Source organism: Enterobacter sp. 3U4, from assembly GCF_057224565.1.
Window position 1 is genome coordinate 4386868 of the sequence record NZ_CP136665.1, and the last position, 19180, is coordinate 4406047.

A 19180-nucleotide genomic window follows, 5' to 3' on the forward strand; every position below is an offset into this window, starting at 1 on the left:
TGATAACGCGATGAAAACAAAACTTTCCTGGTTATGTGCAGTGGCAATGGGGATGAATGTTATCCCCGCAACAATGGCTAACGCAGCTCCTGGTAACGCAGCGGCAACGCCTGCGCCAACGGTACCTGTCGTCGCGCAAGCAACCGATCCGGTTGTCACCGCGGCACCTGGTCAAACAGAAAATATCACGCCGAACCAGCCAACGGAGGGGAACACCCTGCCGGCAGACGGTCAGGTCATCGGGCAGGTAATGCCGGGCGTCCGGGGGGCGAATGCGCCCGTCGTTGCGGACAATGCGCCGTCGCGGGACGTGAAGCTGACCTTCGCGCAAATCGCACCGCCTCCGGGCAGCATGGTGCTGCGCGGCATCAACCCTAACGGCGGCATTGAGTTTGGCATGCGCAGCGATGAGGTCGTCTCTAATGCGGTGCTGAACCTTGAATACACCCCGTCACCGTCGCTGCTGCCGACCCAGTCTCAGCTGAAGGTCTACCTGAATGATGAGCTGATGGACGTTCTGCCGGTCACGAAAGAGCAGCTGGGCAAGAAAACCCAGGCTCAGGTGCCGATCAACCCGCTGTTCATCACCGACTTTAACCGCATCCGCCTGGAGTTTGTCGGTCACTACCGCGATGTCTGCGAAAATCCGGCCAGCAACACGCTGTGGATGGACGTCGGGCGTAACTCCTCGCTGCAGATGACCTACCAGTCGCTGGCGCTGAAAAACGATCTCTCGGCCTTCCCGGTTCCGTTCTTCGATCCGCGGGATAACCGCCCGCTCACGCTGCCGATGGTGTTTGCCTCGTCCCCGGACGTGACCGAGCAGCTGGCGGCGACCATTGTGGCCTCCTGGTTTGGTTCGCGTGCGGGCTGGCGTGGCCAGAGCTTCCCGGCGATGTATGACAAACTGCCGGACAGAAATGCCATTGTGTTTGCGACCAACGCGAAACGCCCGGCCTTCCTGCGCGATCGTCCGGACGTCAAAGCGCCGACCATTGAGATGATTAGCCACCCGGAAAACCCGTACGTGAAGCTGCTGGTGGTCTTTGGCCGTGATGATAAAGATCTGGTGCAGGCAGCAAAAGCCATTGCTCAGGGTAACGTCCTTTTCCGTGGCGACAGCGTTGTGGTGGATGAGGTCAAACCGCTGCTGGCGCGTAAACCTTATGATGCGCCAAACTGGGTGCGTACCGACCGTGCGGTGACATTCGGTGAGCTGAAAACCTATGAAGAACAGCTGCAGGCGACGGGGCTTGAGCCAGCGCCGATTAGCCTGTCGCTGAATCTGCCGCCGGATCTGTATCTGCTGCGTACCAACGGTATTGATATCAATCTGAACTACCGCTATACCGCGCCAGCGACCAAAGACAGCTCGCGCATGGATATCAGCCTGAACAATCAGTTCCTGCAGTCATTCAGCCTGCAAAGCACGCAGGATACTAACCGCCTGATGCTTCGCCTGCCGGTGCTGCAGGGGCTGCTGGACGGTAAAACGGATGTCTCCATCCCGGCTCTGAAGCTGGGTGCGATAAACCAGCTGCGCTTTGACTTCCAGTACATGAACCCGATGCCCGGCGGCTCGGCGGAAAACTGCATCACCTTCCAGCCGGTTCAGAACCACGTGGTGATTGGCGATGAGTCGACCATCGACTTCTCGAAGTACTATCACTTCCTGGCGATGCCGGACCTGCGCGCGTTTGCTAACGCGGGCTTCCCGTTCAGCCGCATGGCCGATCTCTCTGAGTCCATTGTGGTGATGCCAAAAGCGCCAAACGAAGGTCAGGTCACGACCCTGCTGGACACCATGGCGACAGTTGGGGGACAGACGGGATTACCGGCGATTAACGTCACGTTGACGGACGATGGCAGCCAGATTCAGAACAAAGACGCTGACATCATGGTGATCGGTAGCATTCCGGACAAGCTGAAGGATGACAAACGTATCGATCTGCTGGTGAAAGCGGCCCAGTCCTGGGTTAACACGCCGCTGCGCCAGACCGAGTTCCCGAGCATTATGCCGGATGTGAACGACCGTCAGGCCAGCGCGCAGACGACGGTAACGTCTCAGGGGGCAATGGCCGCGGTGGTAGGCTTCCAGTCGCCTTACAACGAACAGCGTAGCGTGGTGGCTCTCCTGGCGGACAGCCCGCGCGGGTATGAACTGCTCAATACGGCCATGAACGACAGCGGTAAACGTGCTGCGATGTTTGGTTCCGTGTCGGTGATCCGTGAGTCCGGCGTCAATAGCCTGCGCGTGGGCGATGTTTACTACGTAGGCCATCTGCCGTGGTTTGAACGCCTGTGGTATGCGCTGGCTAACCATCCGGTTCTGCTCGCCATCCTGGCTGCGGTCAGCGTGGTCTTGCTGGCATGGGTGCTGTGGCGTCTGCTGCGAATTATCAGCCGTCGTCGTCTGAACCCGGATGAGTAAGATGTGATGAAAGCCTTTCGCTGGTGTGTATTAGCAGCGGTGATGCTGGCGGCGCTTCCTCTTCGCGCCGCCTGTACCTGGCCTGCCTGGGAGCAGTTTAAAAAGGACTACATCAGCGAGGGCGGGCGTGTCGTTGATCCCAGCGACACGCGCAAAATTACGACCTCGGAAGGGCAAAGCTACGCCTTGTTCTTTGCCCTTGCGGCGAACGATCGCAAAGCCTTTGACCAGCTGCTGACGTGGACGCGCGATAATCTTGCCGGTGGCGATCTCAACGACCATCTGCCTGCCTGGCTATGGGGTCAGAAAGATAAAGAGACGTGGGCGGTGATTGATACCAACTCCGCCTCTGACGCCGATGTCTGGATCGCCTGGTCACTGCTTGAAGCGGGTCGGCTGTGGAAACATCCGGACTATACCCGCACGGGTAAAGCGCTGCTGAAACGCATTGTCAGCGAGGAAGTAGTGAAAGTCCCGGGGCTTGGCGCAATGCTGCTTCCCGGTAAAGTCGGCTTTGCCGATGAACACGCCTGGCGCTTTAACCCCAGCTATCTTCCTCCGCAGTTAGCGAGTTATTTCACGCGTTTTGGTACCCCGTGGACCCAGCTTCGTGAAACCAATCTGCGCCTGCTGCTGGAGACTGCGCCGAAAGGCTTCTCGCCGGACTGGGTGCAGTATCAGAAAAACAGAGGCTGGCGGTTACAGCAGGATAAGGCGCTGGTGGGCGGCTACGACGCCATCCGCGTGTATCTCTGGGTGGGCATGATGAGTGACAACGATCCTCAGAAAGCCCGGCTGCTGACGCGCTTCCAGCCGATGGCGGCAAAGACCATGAAACGGGGTGTACCGCCGGAGAAAGTGGATGTGGCGACGGGGAAACGCACCGGCGACGGCCCGGTCGGATTCTCTGCCGCTATGCTGCCGTTTTTACAACAACGTGATGCCCAGGCGGTTCAGCGCCAGCGCGTTGCGGACCATTTTCCCGATAACAACGCCTATTACAGCTACGTGCTGACTCTTTTTGGGCAAGGATGGGATCAGCATCGTTTTCGCTTCACCGCAAAAGGTGAATTAATACCGGATTGGGGCCAGGAATGCGCAAGTTCACAGTAAATCTACTCAGTTTATCGCTTGGCCTGGCGCTTATGCCGTGGGCCCAGGCCGCCAACTCTCCGCAGCAAAAACAGCTGCTGGAACAGGTGAGGCTGGGCGAATCGACACAGCGTGAGGATTTGGTTCGTCAGTCGCTCTATCGCCTTGAGCTGATTGACCCGAACAACCCTGACGTTATTGCCGCACGCTTTCGCTACCTGCTGCGTCAGGGCGATAACGCCGGCGCGCAAAAAGAGCTGGATCGTCTGAAAGGGATCGCGCCGGGCTCAAGCGCGTACCAGTCATCACGCAACACGATGCTGCTTTCCACTCCGGATGGCCGCCAGCAGCTCCAGCAGGCGCGATTGCTCGCCACTACGGGGCACACACAGGAGGCGATTGCCGCCTATGACAAGCTGTTTGACGGCAACCCGCCGGGTGGCGACGTGGCGACGGAATACTGGAACGTCGTGGCGAAAGACCCTGCTCGCCGGAGTGCGGCCATTAACCAGCTCAAGAAAATAAACAGCAGCAGTCCCGGAAATACGCAGCTGCAGGCGACGCTGTCACAGCTTTTGTTCCAGAGCGGGCGCCGTGATGAAGGCTTTGCGGTATTGCAGGAGATGGCTAAATCTACCAATGGCCGTAACCAGGCGTCTGATATGTGGTATGACCAAATCAAAGGTCAGCCTGCCAGCAGCGCCAGCGTCAGCGCGCTGCAAAAATACCTGAGCGTATTCAGCGACGGGGATAGCGTCGCGGCGGCGCGAGCCCAGCTTGAAGCGCAGCAAAAACAGCTCGCCGATCCGGCGTTCCGCGCGAAGGCGGAAGGGCTGGCGGCGGTGGATGCCGGGCAGGGGAGTAAGGCGGTGGCTGAGCTGCAAAAAGCCGTCAGCGCCAACCATGCCGACAGTGAAGCGGTGGGCGCCCTTGGACAGGCGTATTCCCAGAAGGGTGACCGCGCTCGCGCGGTGGCGCAGTTTGAAAAGGCAATTGCCCTCGATCCCCAGAGCGATAACCGGGGTAAATGGGACAGTTTGCTGAAGGTTAACCGTTACTGGCTGCTGATCCAGCAGGGCGACGCGGCGCTTAAGGCGAATAACCCGGCGCAGGCGGAGCGTTACTATCAGCAGGCACGCGGTATCGACAATGCCGACAGCTATGCCGTGCTGGGGCTGGGCGATGCCGCCGCGGCGCGTAAAGATAACGACGCGGCGGAACGTTATTATCGCCAGGCGCTGCGTATGGACAGCGGCAACAGCAATGCGGTCCGCGGACTGGCCAATATTTACCGCGCGCAGTCCCCTGAGAAGGCCTCGCAGTTTATCCAGTCTCTCTCAGCCAGCCAGCGTCGAAGCATTGATGATATTGAGCGTAGTCTGACCAACGAGCAGCTTTCCGCCCAGGCCGAACAGCTTGAGAGCCAGGGGAAATACGCGCAGGCGGCAGATATTCAGCGTCGTCGTTTGGCGCTCTCTCCAGGCGACGTGTGGATAACCTATCGTCTTTCGCGCGATCTCTACAGCGCGGGTCAGCGCAGCCAGGCGGATACCCTGATGCGTCAGCTTGCCCACCAGAAACCGTCCGACCCGGATCAGGTGTATGCCAACGGGCTCTATCTTTCCGGCAACGATCAGGATCGGGCCGCGCTGGCACATCTGGAGACGCTGCCGCGCAGCCAGTGGAACGGCAATATTCAGGAGCTTGCCGACCGTCTGCAAAGCAACCAGGTGCTGGAAACCGCCAACCGCCTGCGCGACAGCGGTAAAGAGCAGGACGCAGAGAATCTTCTTCGCCAGCAGCCAACCTCCACCCGTATCGACCTGACGCTGGCGGACTGGGCACAGCAGCGTGGCGATCTGGACTCGGCGAAAACGACGTACAACGCTGTACTACAGCGTGAACCGCAGAACGAAGACGCGATCCTCGGCCTGACCGAGATTTATAGCGCGAAGGGTGACAAAGATGCCGCGCGTGCAGAGCTGGCGAAACTGCCCGCCGCGCAAAACGGCCAGCCGCTTTCGCTCAATATGCAGCGCCGGATCGCGATGGCGCAGGCGGGGCTGGGCGATTCCGCCGCCGCAGAACAGACCTTCAATAAAATTATTCCGCAGGCTAAATCGCAGCCCGGCTCGATGGAAAACTCGCTGGTGTTACGTGACGCCGCGCGTTTCCAGGCGCAGAACGGCCAGCCAAAACAGGCGCTGGAAACCTATAAAGATGCGATGGTGTCGTCCGGCATCACCACGACGCGTCCGGTGGATAACGACAGTTTCACCCGTCTGACGCGTAACGATGAAAAAGACGACTGGCTGAAGCGCGGCGTGCGCAGCGATGCCGGTGACTTGTACCGTCAGCAGGATGTTAACGTCACGCTGCAGCACGACTACTGGGGCTCCAGCGGCACGGGCGGTTATTCGGACCTGAAAGCGCACACCACCATGCTGCAGGTGGATGCCCCGCTCTCTGACGGGCGCATGTTCTTCAGAAGCGACCTGGTCAACATGGACGCCGGTTCATTTGATAACAATAACGGGACTTACGATCCAAAATGGGGGACCTGCTACGAAACGCCGTGTAGCGGCAACACCCATCAGTCCGACAATGGCGCAAGCGTTGCCGTTGGCTGGCAGAATAAAACCTGGGCGATGGATATTGGCACCACGCCAATGGGCTTTGACGTCGTCGACGTGGTGGGCGGTATCAGCTACAGCAGCGATCTGGGCCCCATCGGCTATACCGTTAACGCCCATCGCCGCCCAATCTCCAGCTCTCTGCTGGCCTTCGCCGGGCAAAAAGATACCAATACCGGCACCACCTGGGGCGGCGTACGCGCCACCGGTGGCGGGGTAAGCATGAGCTATGACAAAGGGGAAGCGAACGGCGTCTGGTCAAGCCTGAACGCGGAAACGCTGACGGGTAAAAATGTGGAAGATAACTGGCGCGTCCGCTGGATGACGGGTTACTACTACAAGCTCATTAATAAAAACAATGAGCGCCTGACGGTCGGCGTCTCCAATATGCTCTGGCACTACGACAAAGATTTGAGCGGTTATACCCTGGGTCAGGGCGGCTACTACAGTCCGCAGGAGTATGTCTCCTTCGCACTGCCGGTGACCTGGCGTAAACGCACGGAGAACTGGTCCTGGGAGCTGGGCGGCTCGGTGTCCTGGTCTCACTCCAAAACCAAAGACGAGCTGCGCTACCCGATCCAGAATCTGATCCCGACCGATGAGCCAGACCGCTATACCGACCGGGGCGTGATGGAAACCGGCAGCAGTTCCTCAGGCACGGGTTACACCGCGCGAGCCATTATCGAACGCCGCGTAACGTCCAACTGGTTTGTGGGCATGGGCGTGGATATTCAGGAAGCGAAAGACTATACCCCAAGCCATGCGTTGATCTACGTGCGTTACTCTGCTGCAGGCTGGCAGGGCGATATGGACTTACCGCCGCAGCCGCTCATCCCTTACGCGGACTGGTAATCGGATTTTCCTTAATCCATTTGTAAGTCTCTCTTAATAGCGCTGCAATCGGGTATACTCAGGCGCGCCAGGTTTACACCCTGGCGCGCCCTGCGCTTCGAGTTTTGTGGAGAGTCATTTTGCGTGTCAGCCGTTCCTTAACAATCAAACAGATGGCGATGGTCTCTGCCGTCACCATGCTGTTTGTCCTGCTTTTTTGCGTAATTCTGCTGTTTCATTCCGTACAGCAGAATCGCTATAACACGGCTTCGCAGTTAGAAAGTATTGCCCGCTCGGTGCGCGGCCCGCTCTCCGCCTCGATCCTGAAAGGGGATATTCCCGAAGCGGAAACCATTTTAAAACGCATTCAGCCTGCCGGCGTCGTTAGCCGCGCCGACGTCGTCTTGCCTAACCAGTTTCAGGCGCTGCGGATGAGCTTTATCCCGGAGCGTCCCGTCCCGATGATGGTGATGCGCCTGTTTGAACTGCCGGTGCAAATTTCGCTGCCCGTTTATTCACTCGAACGCCCTGCCAATCCGCAGCCGCTGGCCTATCTGGTATTACAGGCGGACTCCTACCGCATGTATAAATTCGTCATGAGCTGGGTAGTTACGTTAGTGACCACTTGCTTACTTATGACGCTTATTCTCAGCGTGGCGCTCACCTGGTGCATTAACCGGCTGATTGTTCATCCGCTGCGCCGTATCGCCCGCGAGCTGAATGCGCTTGCGCCGCAGGATCAGATGGGGCATCAGCTTGAGCTGCCGCATCTGCATCATGACGATGAGATAGGAATGCTGGTGCGCAGCTACAACCTCAACCAGCAGCGCATCCAGCGTCAGCAGGATGAGTTAAACAGCAGCGCCACGCGCTTCCCGGTGTCGGAGCTTCCCAACAAAGCCTTCCTGATGGCGATGCTGGAGCAGACCGTTGCCCGTCAGCAAACCACGGCGCTGATGGTTATCGCCTGTGAAACCCTGCAGGATACGGCTGACGTGCTCAAGGAGAGCCAGCGCGAAATGCTGCTGCTGACCCTGGTGGAAAAAGTGAAGTCTGTCCTTGCACCGCGCATGGTGTTGACCCAGGTCAGCGGTTACGACCTGGTGGTGATTGCCAATGGCGTAAAAGAACCCTGGCATGCGATCACTTTAGGTCAGCAAGTACTCACTGTCATTAATGAGCGGTTGCCCATTCAGGGTATCCAGCTTCGTCCAAGCGCCAGTATCGGTATCGCAATGTACTATGGCGATTTAACGGCAGAGCAGCTTTATCATCGCGCGTTCTCGGCGGCGTTCACCGCCCGGCGCAAAGGCAAAAATCAGATCCAGTTCTTTGAGCCGGAAGAGATGGAAAAGGCGCAGCAGCGCCTGACGGAAGAGAGCGACATCCTGACCGCGCTGGATAACCGCCAGTTTGCCCTCTGGCTACAGCCGCAGGTGAATTTGCTGACGGGAGAAGTAAAAAGCGCCGAGGCACTGCTACGGGTGCAGCAGCCGGATGGTTCATGGGAGCTGCCGGAAGGGCTGATTGAGCGCATTGAGTCCTGCGGCCTGATGGTTACCGTCGGCTACTGGGTGCTGGAGGAGTCCTGCCGTCAGCTTGCCGCCTGGCAGGAGCGCGGCGTGACGCTGCCGCTGTCGGTTAATTTGTCTGCCGTGCAGCTGATGCACCCAACTATGGTTTCAGAGATGCTGGAGCTGATCCATCGTTACCGAATCAAGCCTGATACGTTAACTCTGGAAGTGACGGAGAGCCGACGCATCGACGACCCCAATGAGGCGGTCGCGATTCTCAAGCCGCTGCGTAATGCCGGTATTCGCATTGCCCTGGACGATTTCGGCATGGGGTACGCCGGGCTGCGTCAGCTTCAGCACATGAAGACCCTTCCGGTGGATGTGCTCAAAATTGACAAAGCGTTTGTCGACGGTTTGCCGGGCGACAGCAGCATGGTGCAGGCGATTATCCAGATGGCACGCAGCCTCAACCTGCATCTTATTGCCGAGGGGATTGAAACCGAAGCGCAACGCGCCTGGCTGGCAGAGGCGGGCGTGGAGAGCGGTCAAGGCTTCCTGTTTGCCCCCGCAGTCCCTTCGGATGTCTTTGAAGAACGATACCTTTCTGGCGCTGACCATCACGCAAAAGTGTAATTTTGTTGCTGGCTTGTGCGAGCCAGCTCAAAGTTCTTAACATTTGTGTTTCAAATTTGAACTGAGTTTATTTCTGTCCTGTTATGTGGGTGTTATTTTAAAGCCGCAGGTTAACCATAACCTTACAAAGCCTGTGGTTTTTCTTCCCAAGGACACCTTATGAAAACCTCACTCTTCAAAAGTCTTTATTTCCAGGTCCTGACAGCCATCGCCATCGGTATTCTGCTGGGTCACTATTACCCTGAACTGGGCGCGCAAATGAAACCGCTTGGCGACGCGTTCGTTAAGCTCATTAAAATGGTCATCGCTCCGGTGATCTTCTGTACGGTAGTCACGGGCATCGCTGGCATGGAAAGCATGAAGGCGGTCGGTCGTACCGGTGCAGTGGCGCTTCTCTATTTTGAAGTGGTCAGTACCCTTGCGCTGATTATCGGTCTCATCATCGTCAACGTGGTGCAGCCAGGCGCGGGGATGAACGTCGATCCGGCGACGCTGGATGCCAAAGCGGTTGCGATCTATGCCGAGCAGGCGAAGGATCAGGGCGTGGTCGCCTTCCTGCTGGACGTTATTCCTGGCAGCGTCATTGGCGCGTTCGCCAGCGGAAACATCCTCCAGGTGCTGCTGTTTGCCGTGATGTTTGGCTTTGCCCTGCACCGTCTGGGCAGCAAAGGCCAGCTTATCTTTAACGTGATCGAAAGCTTCTCGCAGGTCATCTTCGGCATCATCAATATGATCATGCGCCTGGCACCCATCGGTGCCTTCGGTGCGATGGCCTTCACCATCGGTAAGTATGGCGTCGGTACGCTGGTCCAGCTGGGTCAGCTGATTATCTGCTTCTATATCACCTGTATTCTTTTCGTGGTGGTGGTGCTGGGCTCCATCGCTCGTGCGACCGGTTTCAGCATCTTCAAATTTATCCGTTACATCCGCGAAGAGCTGCTGATTGTTCTGGGAACCTCCTCGTCAGAATCGGCGCTGCCGCGTATGCTCGACAAGATGGAAAAGCTGGGGTGCCGTAAATCGGTGGTAGGGCTGGTGATCCCGACGGGCTACTCCTTCAACCTGGACGGCACCTCGATATACCTGACGATGGCGGCCGTATTTATCGCTCAGGCGACCAACAGCCATATGGATATTTTCCATCAGATTACCCTGCTGGTGGTGCTCCTGCTTTCCTCTAAAGGTGCGGCAGGCGTAACGGGAAGCGGCTTTATCGTGCTGGCAGCCACCATTTCTGCCGTGGGTCACCTGCCGGTGGCAGGTCTGGCATTAATTCTGGGTATTGACCGCTTCATGTCTGAGGCCCGTGCGCTAACCAACCTGGTGGGTAACGGCGTGGCAACGGTAGTGGTGGCGAAATGGGTGAAAGAGCTGGATCACAAAAAGCTCGACGATACTCTGAATAATCGTTCGACTGACAGCAAAAATCCTGGCTTATCCTCTTAATCTTGTCACAAATGCCCGTATTCCCTTGTGGGGATGCGGGCTCCTGCGCATAATAACTGTTCATACCTGTCATAATTCGACAAGATTTTTTTTGGGTATATTTCACTTCGGACCGTGACGTTTTGCCGAACGCGCGGTCTAATCGACGTGTTTTCATCGTCATCTTTAAGAGTGAAGCGCGTCGCGAGGCACTCTTTTTTAACCAGGAATGTTGATCAGGGGTTCACATGCAGGGCACAAAAATTCGACTCTTAACCGGCGGTTTGCTGATGATGGCAGCAGCCAGTTATGTGCAGGCAGATGCGCTCCAGCCAGACCCGGCCTGGCAACAAGGGACATTAGCGAACGGTTTTCAGTGGCAGGTTTTAGCCACGCCGCAACGTCCCAGTGACCGTATTGAAATCCGTCTGTCTGTTAATACCGGTTCCCTCACGGAAAGCACTCAGCAAACCGGTTTTAGCCATTTTATTCCCCGGCTGGCGCTCACGCAGAGCGGCAGCCTGCAAGCGGTTCAGGTGCGTTCGCTTTGGCAGCAGGCCATCGATCCGAAACGCCCACTCCCGCCGGCGGTGGTCTCGTATGACTACACCATGTTTAACCTGAGCCTGCCTAATAACCGTAACGACCTGCTTAAAGAAGCGCTTACGTATCTCTCTGATGCCTCTGGCAATCTGGCAATTACGCCGGACACCGTCAACTATGCGTTGAGCAACAGCGACATGGTGGCGACCTGGCCCGGGGATACCAAAGAGGGCTGGTGGCGTTACCGCCTGAAGGGCTCAACGTTACTGGGACATGACCCGGCCGAACCGCTGAAGCAGCCGGTGGACGCTGAACAGGTAAAATCGTTCTACCAGAAGTGGTACACCCCGGACGCGATGACGCTGATCGTGGTGGGTAACGTGGACAGCCGCGCGGTGGTGGAGCAGATCAACAAAGCGTTTGGCGATCTGAAAGGCAAGCGTGAAACGCCAGCCCCTGTCCCGACGCTCTCTCCGCTGCGTGCAGAGCCTGTCAGCATTATGACGGACACCGTGCGTCAGGATCGCCTCTCCGTTATGTGGGACAACGCCTGGCAGCCCATCCGTGAGTCCGCGGCGATGTTGCGCTACTGGCGTGCCGATCTGGCGCGTGAGGCGCTGTTCTGGCACGTTCAGCAGACGCTGAGCAAGAACAACGTCAAGAATATCGGTCTTGGCTTTGACTGCCGCGTGCTGTTCCAGCGTGCGCAGTGCGCCATCAACGTTGAATCGCCGGGCGATAAGCTGAATGCCAATCTGGGTGTGGTCGCGAAAGAGCTGGCAAAAGTGCGTAAAGAGGGGCTTTCCGAAGAGGAATTCAACGCGCTCGTGGCGCAGAAAAAACTCGAGCTGCAGAAGCTGTTTGCGACCTATGCTCGCGCCGATACCGACATTCTGATCAGCCAGCGTATTCGTTCCCTGCAGAATCAGGTGGTGGACATTGCGCCGGAACAGTATCAGAAGCTTCGTCAGGACTTCCTGAACGGTCTGACCGTCGAGATGCTCAATCAGGATCTCCGTCAGCAGCTGTCGCAGGAGATGGCGTTGATCCTTCTGCAGCCGAAGGGCGAGCCGGAATATGACATGAAGGAACTGCAGACGACCTGGGATTCCATTATGGCGACCGCGCCGCAGCCAGCGCAGGCCGTCTCGGCGGATGATTTACATCCGGACGCGACGGATATTCCGCAAGGGCAGTAATCCCCTCACCCCGACCCTCTTCCCAAAGGGGAGGGGGTGTTCATAGTCCCCTCTCCCTGTGGGAGAGGGTTAGGGTGAGGGCATCAGCCCGCACCCTACTTAAACAGGCATCGCCTCGCGCGGAATAATCGCCCCGCGATACTGAATCACCGTGCTGGCCGTCAGGTGACCGCGCTGTGCCGCCGCTTCCGGCGCTCCACCCGTCAGGCGTACCGCCAGATAGCCCGCGCTAAATGAATCACCCGCCGCCGTGGTATCAATCACTTTCTCTCTGGCAAGCTTCACCGCCGGAACGTCAACCAGCGCTTCACCCGCCACCGCGACCAGGCACGAATCCGCACCGCGCTTAATCACCACTTCGCTCACGCCTGCCGCCTGCGTGCGCGAAATCACGTCTTCTACCGGTTTCTCTCCCCAGAGGGCGTCTTCATCGTCGAGCGTCAGGAAGGCGATGTCGGTGCACTGCAGCATCTGCTGATAGACCTGCTGCGTCTCTTCGCGGCTGGCCCACAGGCGCGGGCGGTAGTTGTTATCGAAAATGACCTTGCCGCCGTTAGCACGGCATTCGCGCAGCAGTGAGAGCAGCTTGTCTCGGCTGGCGGGGCTTAAAATCGCCAGGCTAATGCCGCTCAGATAGAGATAGTCAAATGTCGCCAGCTCTTCGCAGATAGCCGCGGCCGCGTCGCTCTCCAGCCAGAATTTGGCCGCGGCTTCGTTACGCCAGTAATAAAACGTGCGTTCGCCTGTACTGTCGGTTTCGATGTAATAAAGCCCCGGGAGGCGGTTTTCCATACGCTGAATCAGCGACGTTTCAACATGTTCACTTTGCCAGGCTTCCAGCATTTGCTGGCTGAAGCTGTCCGTGCCCAGGGCGGTAACGTAGTTCACGGTGAGCGCCTCAGGTGCGACCTGACGGGCAATATAAACCGACGTGTTTAACGTATCGCCACCAAATCCGCGGCTGACTTCCGAGCCTTTTTGTGACAGCTCAATCATGCATTCGCCAATCACGGCAATTTTTTTAGACATAATCGTGAACCTGAACAGAAGAATTAACAGCAGTGTGCGCTGAGTGAATTGACCGGTCAACTATATTAAAACAACGTTCCATTATTTTATTTGAGCCAACGCGTGTTCCTGCGCATTTCTGTCATCTTAATTTCATTTTCCCGGTGAATTGAACATAAAGTTCTCAATTGCCGCGCCGATAATCCTGTGACGAGTCCAGAAAGGCTATCCCAACAACAGGACATCTGAAATGAAGTCAGAGCAGGTTATCCAGCGGCTGAGCACTACGCCTGAGGCAAGTATTGAGAACTTGCAGGAGCATCGCTACTGGCTGCAATGTGAGCGTGCGTACACCTATCAGCCGATCTACCGAACAGATGGTCGACTGATGGCCATCGAAATTTTGACCGTCGTTACGCACCCCTCAAACCCTACTCAGCGCATCGCGCCGGATCGCTATTTTGCTGAAGTTGCCGTTCGCCAGCGTCTGGACGTGCTGGAAGAGCAGCTTCGCATGCTGGCAACGAAGCACGCCTTTTTCGAACAGCACGATATCCTCGCCTCGGTGAACGTCGATGGCCCAACCCTGTTGGCGCTGCGCCAGAACGCGAAATTGCAGGAGCTGATCGCCACCTTGCCGTGGATGCGCTTTGAGCTGGTGGAGCATGTCCGTCTGCCGCAGGATTCCTCGTTTGCTTCGATATGCGAATACGGCCCGCTGTGGCTCGATGACTTTGGCACCGGCATGGCGAACTTCTCCGCCCTGAGTGAAGTACGCTACGACTACATTAAAGTGGCCCGCGATCTGTTCATTATGCTGCGTCAGACCCCGGAAGGGCGGAACCTGTTTACGCTGTTATTACAGCTGATGAACCGCTATTGCCAGGGCGTGATTGTTGAAGGTGTGGAAACGCTGGAAGAGTGGCGTGATGTGCAAAACTCGCCTGCCGCGGCGGCGCAAGGCTATTTCCTCTCCCGTCCGGTACCCATGGATCGCCTCGATAGCGTGATAACTACCCTCTGATAAGCCCGCTTCCCTTTGTCTGGACTATAGTTTTACAGGACAGGTCATCAGGAAAGGGGATAAAAATGACGAGAACAACCAGGGTAATCTCCTGGACAGCAGGGATTTTCTTGTTGTTGATCGTGGTCGTCGCCATCATTATTGCGACGTTTGACTGGAACCGTCTCAAGCCGACCATCAACCAGAAAGTCTCAACCGAACTGAATCGCCCCTTCGCCATACGCGGTGATTTAGGTGTGGTATGGGAGCGTCAGAAAGAGGAGCCCGGCTGGCGAAGCTGGATCCCCTGGCCACACGTCCATGCTGACGACATCATTCTCGGTAACCCGCCGGATATCCCGGACGTCACAATGATCCACCTGCCGCGCGTTGAAGCCACGCTGGCTCCGCTCGCGCTCTTCACCAAAACGGTCTATCTGCCGTGGATCAAACTTCAACAGCCCGATGCGCGCCTGATCCGCCTCTCAGAAAAAAATAACAACTGGACGTTTAACCTTGCCAGCGACGGCGAAAAGGATCCGAATGCCCAGCCGTCGTCCTGGTCATTCCGTCTCGACAATATTCTCTTCGATCGCGGGCGGATCGCCATCGACGACAAAGTCAGCAAGGCCGACGTGGAGATCCTGGTCGATCCGCTCGGCAAGCCGCTGCCGTTTAGCGAGGTCACGGGGACGAAGGCGAAAGGCGACGCGGCAAGCGTGGGCGACTATGTCTTCGGCCTGACGGCAAAAGGACGCTACAACGACCAGCCGCTCAGCGGTAAAGGGAAAATAGGCGGCATGCTGGCGCTACGGAGCGAAGGCACGCCGTTCCCGGTGCAGGCGGACTTCCGTTCCGGTAACACCCGCGTTGCGTTCGTGGGCACGGTCAACGACCCGATGAATATGGGGGGCGTGGACCTTCAGCTCAAATTTGCCGGTGATTCGCTGGGCGAGCTGTATGAACTAACCGGCGTGCTGCTGCCGGATACCCCACCGTTCGAAACGGACGGGCATCTGGTCGCCAAAATCGATACCGAAAAAGCGTCCGTTTTTGACTACCGGGATTTCAACGGCCGCATCGGCGACAGCGACATCCACGGCACGTTGACCTACACCACCGGAAAACCGCGCCCGAAACTGGAAGGGGACGTTGAGTCCCGTCAGCTGCGTCTGGCCGATCTTGGTCCGTTGATTGGCGTGGATTCGGGCAAAGGCACAAAGTCCAAAGAGGTCAAAAAAGACGTTCAGCCTGCGGGTAAAGTATTGCCTTACGATCGTTTCGAAACCGATAAATGGAACGTGATGGATGCGGATGTACGCTTCAAAGGTGGGAAAATTGAACATGGCAGTACGCTGCCGATCAGCAATCTTTCGACCCATATCCTCCTCAAAAATGCAGACCTGCGCCTGCAGCCGCTGAAGTTCGGCATGGCGGGCGGGACGATTTCCTCAAACATTCACCTGGAAGGCGATAAGAAGCCGATGCAGGGGCGGGCGGAGATCCAGGCGCGTCGATTGAAGCTGAAAGAGCTAATGCCGAACGTAGAGCTGATGCAGAAAACCCTCGGTGAAATGAACGGTGATGCCGACATTCGCGGCGTGGGGAACTCCGTGGCGGCGCTGCTGGGAAGCGGTAATGGCAACCTGAAGCTGCTGATGAACGACGGGCTGGTGAGTCGCAACCTGATGGAGATCCTGGGGCTGAACGTCGGTAACTACGTCATCGGGCAAATCTTCGGTGATGACGAGGTGCGGGTGAACTGCGCGGCGGCCAATCTGGATCTGGTGAACGGCGTGGCGCGCCCGCAGATTTTTGCCTTCGACACGGAAAATGCGGTGATTAACGTGACCGGTACCGCCAGCATGGCCTCGGAGCAGCTTGATCTGACGATTGATCCGGAAAGTAAGGGGATCCGCATTATCACGCTGCGCTCGCCGCTGTACGTGCGCGGGACCTTCAAAAATCCGCAGGCGGGCGTGAAGCCGGGGCCGCTGATTGCGCGCGGCGCGGTGGCTGCGGCGCTTGCCACGCTGGTCACGCCAGCCGCAGCGCTGCTGGCCTTGATTTCGCCGTCAGAAGGCGAGGCGAATCAGTGCCGGAATATTTTGTCGCAGATGAAGAAGTAAGGTGCGGCCTGTTATTGCCGGGTGGCGCTGCGCTTACCCGGCCTACATTTGAATCGTAGGCCGGGTAAGGCGTAGCCGCCACCCGGCATTAGCTTACAGAGCCTGATGTTTCGTCTCGTGCGTCAGCAGCAGCGCAATCAGCGTCAGCGCCGCCATGGCCGCCAGATAGACGCCCACATAGAACAGGCCATAGTTTGCCTGCAGCCAGGTGGCGATATACGGCGCAACGGAGGCGCCCAGAATTGACGAGACGTTATACGAGAACGACGCGCCGGTATAACGCACTTCAGTCGGGAACAGCTCTGGCAGCAGCGCACCCATCGGGCCGAAGGTCAGCCCCATCAGGCTCAGGCCAATCAGCAGATAGGCCATCACCAGCGCCGGGCTACCGGAACCCAGCAGCGGCGGGAAGACGAACAGGGCAAACAGGATGATCAGCGTGGTGATGGTAATCATGCTTGCACGACGACCGAATTTATCCGCCAGCAGGCCGGCAATTGGAACCATCACGCCAAACCCGATCACCGCCATCATCAGCATCCACAGCACTTCGTTACGCGGCAGGCCCAGCCCAACCGGCGCGGCGGCGGTACTGAAGGTCATGGAGTAAACGGTCATGATGTAGAACAGCGTGTAGGTGGCGAGCATGATAAACGTGCCCAGCACGGTCACGCGGACGTGTTTGGTCAGCAGCGTGCCCAGCGGCACTTTCACCTGCTTGTTCGCTGCGGCCACTTTCGCGAAAACTGGGGTCTCATGCAGAGAAACGCGCACGTACAGGCCAATCAGTACCAGCACGGCTGAGAAGATAAACGGGATACGCCAGCCCCAGCTCATGAACTGTTCATCCGTCAGCAGCCAGGAGAGCAGCAGGAACGTCCCGTTGGCAAAGAAGAAACCAATCGGTGCGCCAAGCTGCGGGAATGAGCCATACAGCGCGCGCTTGCGCGCCGGGGCGTTCTCGGTGGCCAGCAGCGCAGCTCCACCCCATTCACCACCCAGGCCCAGACCCTGACCGAAGCGCGCCAGCGCCAGCAGGACCGGCGCCAGAATGCCGATGGTCTCATACGTAGGCAGCAGGCCGATAGCCACGGTGGAGATCCCCATCGTCAGCAGCGAGGCCACAAGCGTCACTTTACGTCCGATGCGATCGCCAAAGTGTCCAAACAGCGCGGAGCCAATCGGACGCGCAACAAACGCGATAGCAAAGGTCGCCAGGGACTGCAGCGTGGCCGCCGTCGGATCGCCCTGTGGGAAGAAAATGTGCGGGAAGACGATGACCGCGGCGGTGGCGTAAATATAAAAGTCGAAGAACTCGATGGCGGTGCCAATCAGCGAGGCGACGACGACTTTATTGCGCGAATTTACCGGAACGTTTTCCGTTTCTGAGTCGAGTGTGGTGGCGGTTGCTTGCATAATATTTTCTTATTTTTGTCGAACGAAAGGCCATATTACGCACAGCAAAAGCGACATTTCAATCTGTAACAAAGCCGCTGGCTGGTTATAAAAGCAACAAAAAGCGGATAATGTTCAGGCCAGCCAAAACACGTCTATGAAATGCTTCACAGATTTTAAATATCAGTCAATAAAACTGATTTTCGGTTAAATAAAAGTTACGGACTGGATTTATATGCTGAAATGAACAATCGGGCTGAAATTTCAGCCCGGGAGTGACTTTACCGATGCGTTTTTCCCGGCATTCGCGGGTCGTCTTTGTACTCGGCGGTGGCAATCCACGCCGCGCAGAACAGGGTTAAACGCGCGAAGAAATAGAAGAACGCCATCAGCCCCAGCACAGAGCCAAACGCCGCGCCGGACGGGGATTTCACCAGTGACGGCAGCGTGTAGGTCATCACGATTTTAATCACTTCAAAGCCGATTGCCGCAATCAACGTGCCGCGGATCAGCGCCTTCTTGCGCGGACGATGGCGGGGCAAGCGCCAGAAGATCCAGAAGAACAGCAGGTAGTTGGCGAAGATGGAAATCGCCAGCCCAATGCCGCGCCAGGCGGGCTTCAGCCATTCGATGTAATCAAGATAGAGCGCGGAGATGATCATCTGCTGCGCCGAGCCCGCCACGGAGGTAATGGAAAGCGTCACGATGAGCGCGACGAGCAGGCCAATCAGCGAAACAAAATCGCGGAGATACTTAACCCAGATTTTCTCCTGATCCTGCGGCTTACGCTCCCAGACGTCGCGCGACTGGGCGCGGATGGCCTCGCGCAGGTTGCCCATCCAGTTAACGCCGGAGTATAGGGCAATCAGCAAACCGACGATGCCGACGGTAGTACGCTGCTGAACGGCGGTATTGATGGTGCTTTTGAGCGTGCTGGCAAGGGTCGGGTCACTGACGTTATTCAGGATCTTATTGAAGATATCCTGCAGCAGCGTCGGGTGCGAGGCGAGCACAAAACCGGCCGCCGCAAACGAAACCATCAGGATTGGGATCATCGACAGGAAGGAAAAATAGGTGATGGCGGCACCAAACTGGTTCCCCATGCGGTCATTAAAACGCTCGGTCGCGCGTATCAGATGCGCAACCATGGGAAACTGCTGAATTCTCGCGGCGATGCCGGTGACGGTCCCCAGCGCTTTGCTGGCGGTGCCTGGCGTTTTGGCCTCTTCGGGCCCGGTTTCCATCTTTTTGACGGGCTCATACTCTAAATGTTGGGTGGGTCGTTGCGGGTTGTTTTCCGGCGTCACGCGCATTTTCCTTTTCGTTGAGCTGGATATGTTTTTG

At 57.3% G+C, this 19180-nt stretch carries 11 protein-coding genes; 8 read left to right on the forward strand and 3 right to left on the reverse strand.

Annotated features, from left to right (window positions below):
• Positions 1-10: 10 nt before the first annotated feature.
• From bcsB to RVY89_RS20880, 6 genes are all read left to right on the forward strand, one after another.
• On the forward strand, positions 11-2431 hold the full coding sequence (gene bcsB, locus RVY89_RS20855) for a cellulose biosynthesis cyclic di-GMP-binding regulatory protein BcsB (RefSeq protein WP_484826345.1): 2421 nt from the start codon (positions 11-13) through the stop codon (positions 2429-2431).
• Positions 2432-2437: 6 nt separating this feature from the next.
• Positions 2438-3544, forward strand: a complete 1107-nt coding sequence (bcsZ, locus tag RVY89_RS20860; RefSeq protein WP_484827969.1) for a cellulose synthase complex periplasmic endoglucanase BcsZ — start codon at positions 2438-2440, stop codon at positions 3542-3544.
• On the forward strand, positions 3526-7008 hold the full coding sequence (bcsC, locus tag RVY89_RS20865) for a cellulose synthase complex outer membrane protein BcsC (RefSeq protein WP_484826346.1): 3483 nt from the start codon (positions 3526-3528) through the stop codon (positions 7006-7008). The genes bcsZ and bcsC overlap by 19 nt, the downstream gene beginning before the upstream one ends.
• Before the next feature lie 119 nt (positions 7009-7127).
• Positions 7128-9134: a biofilm formation regulator HmsP gene (hmsP, locus tag RVY89_RS20870; protein WP_484826347.1), complete on the forward strand. Its 2007-nt coding sequence runs from the start codon at positions 7128-7130 to the stop codon at positions 9132-9134.
• Between the two features lie 159 nt (positions 9135-9293).
• Positions 9294-10580, forward strand: a complete 1287-nt coding sequence (locus RVY89_RS20875) for a dicarboxylate/amino acid:cation symporter (RefSeq protein ID WP_484826348.1) — start codon at positions 9294-9296, stop codon at positions 10578-10580.
• A gap of 227 nt (positions 10581-10807) precedes the next feature.
• A complete protein-coding gene (locus RVY89_RS20880; protein WP_484826349.1) occupies positions 10808-12301 on the forward strand; it encodes a M16 family metallopeptidase in 1494 nt (497 codons plus the stop codon).
• Positions 12302-12400: 99 nt separating this feature from the next.
• On the opposite strand, the gene kdgK is transcribed toward RVY89_RS20880, so the two are convergent.
• On the reverse strand, positions 12401-13330 hold the full coding sequence (kdgK, locus tag RVY89_RS20885) for a 2-dehydro-3-deoxygluconokinase (protein ID WP_484826350.1): 930 nt from the start codon (positions 13328-13330) through the stop codon (positions 12401-12403).
• Between the two features lie 229 nt (positions 13331-13559).
• On the opposite strand from kdgK, the gene pdeH reads away from it, so the two are divergent.
• Both pdeH and RVY89_RS20895 read left to right on the forward strand, forming a co-directional pair.
• Positions 13560-14333, forward strand: coding sequence for a cyclic-guanylate-specific phosphodiesterase (gene pdeH / locus RVY89_RS20890; RefSeq protein ID WP_484826351.1), 774 nt, complete (start codon positions 13560-13562; stop codon positions 14331-14333).
• A 65-nt stretch (positions 14334-14398) separates the two neighbouring features.
• Entirely contained in the window at positions 14399-16441 is a 2043-nt protein-coding gene (locus RVY89_RS20895; protein WP_484826352.1) for an AsmA family protein, read from the forward strand.
• Positions 16442-16534: 93 nt separating this feature from the next.
• Here the strand turns inward: RVY89_RS20895 and RVY89_RS20900 are convergent, their stop codons facing one another.
• Positions 16535-17857, reverse strand: coding sequence for an MFS transporter (locus RVY89_RS20900; RefSeq protein ID WP_104949925.1), 1323 nt, complete (start codon positions 17855-17857; stop codon positions 16535-16537).
• A gap of 260 nt (positions 17858-18117) precedes the next feature.
• The gene (yhjD, locus tag RVY89_RS20905) at positions 18118-19143 is read right to left on the reverse strand and encodes an inner membrane protein YhjD (protein WP_484826353.1); all 1026 of its coding nucleotides are present in this window, start codon (positions 19141-19143) and stop codon (positions 18118-18120) included.
• Between the last annotated feature and the right edge of the window lie 37 nt (positions 19144-19180).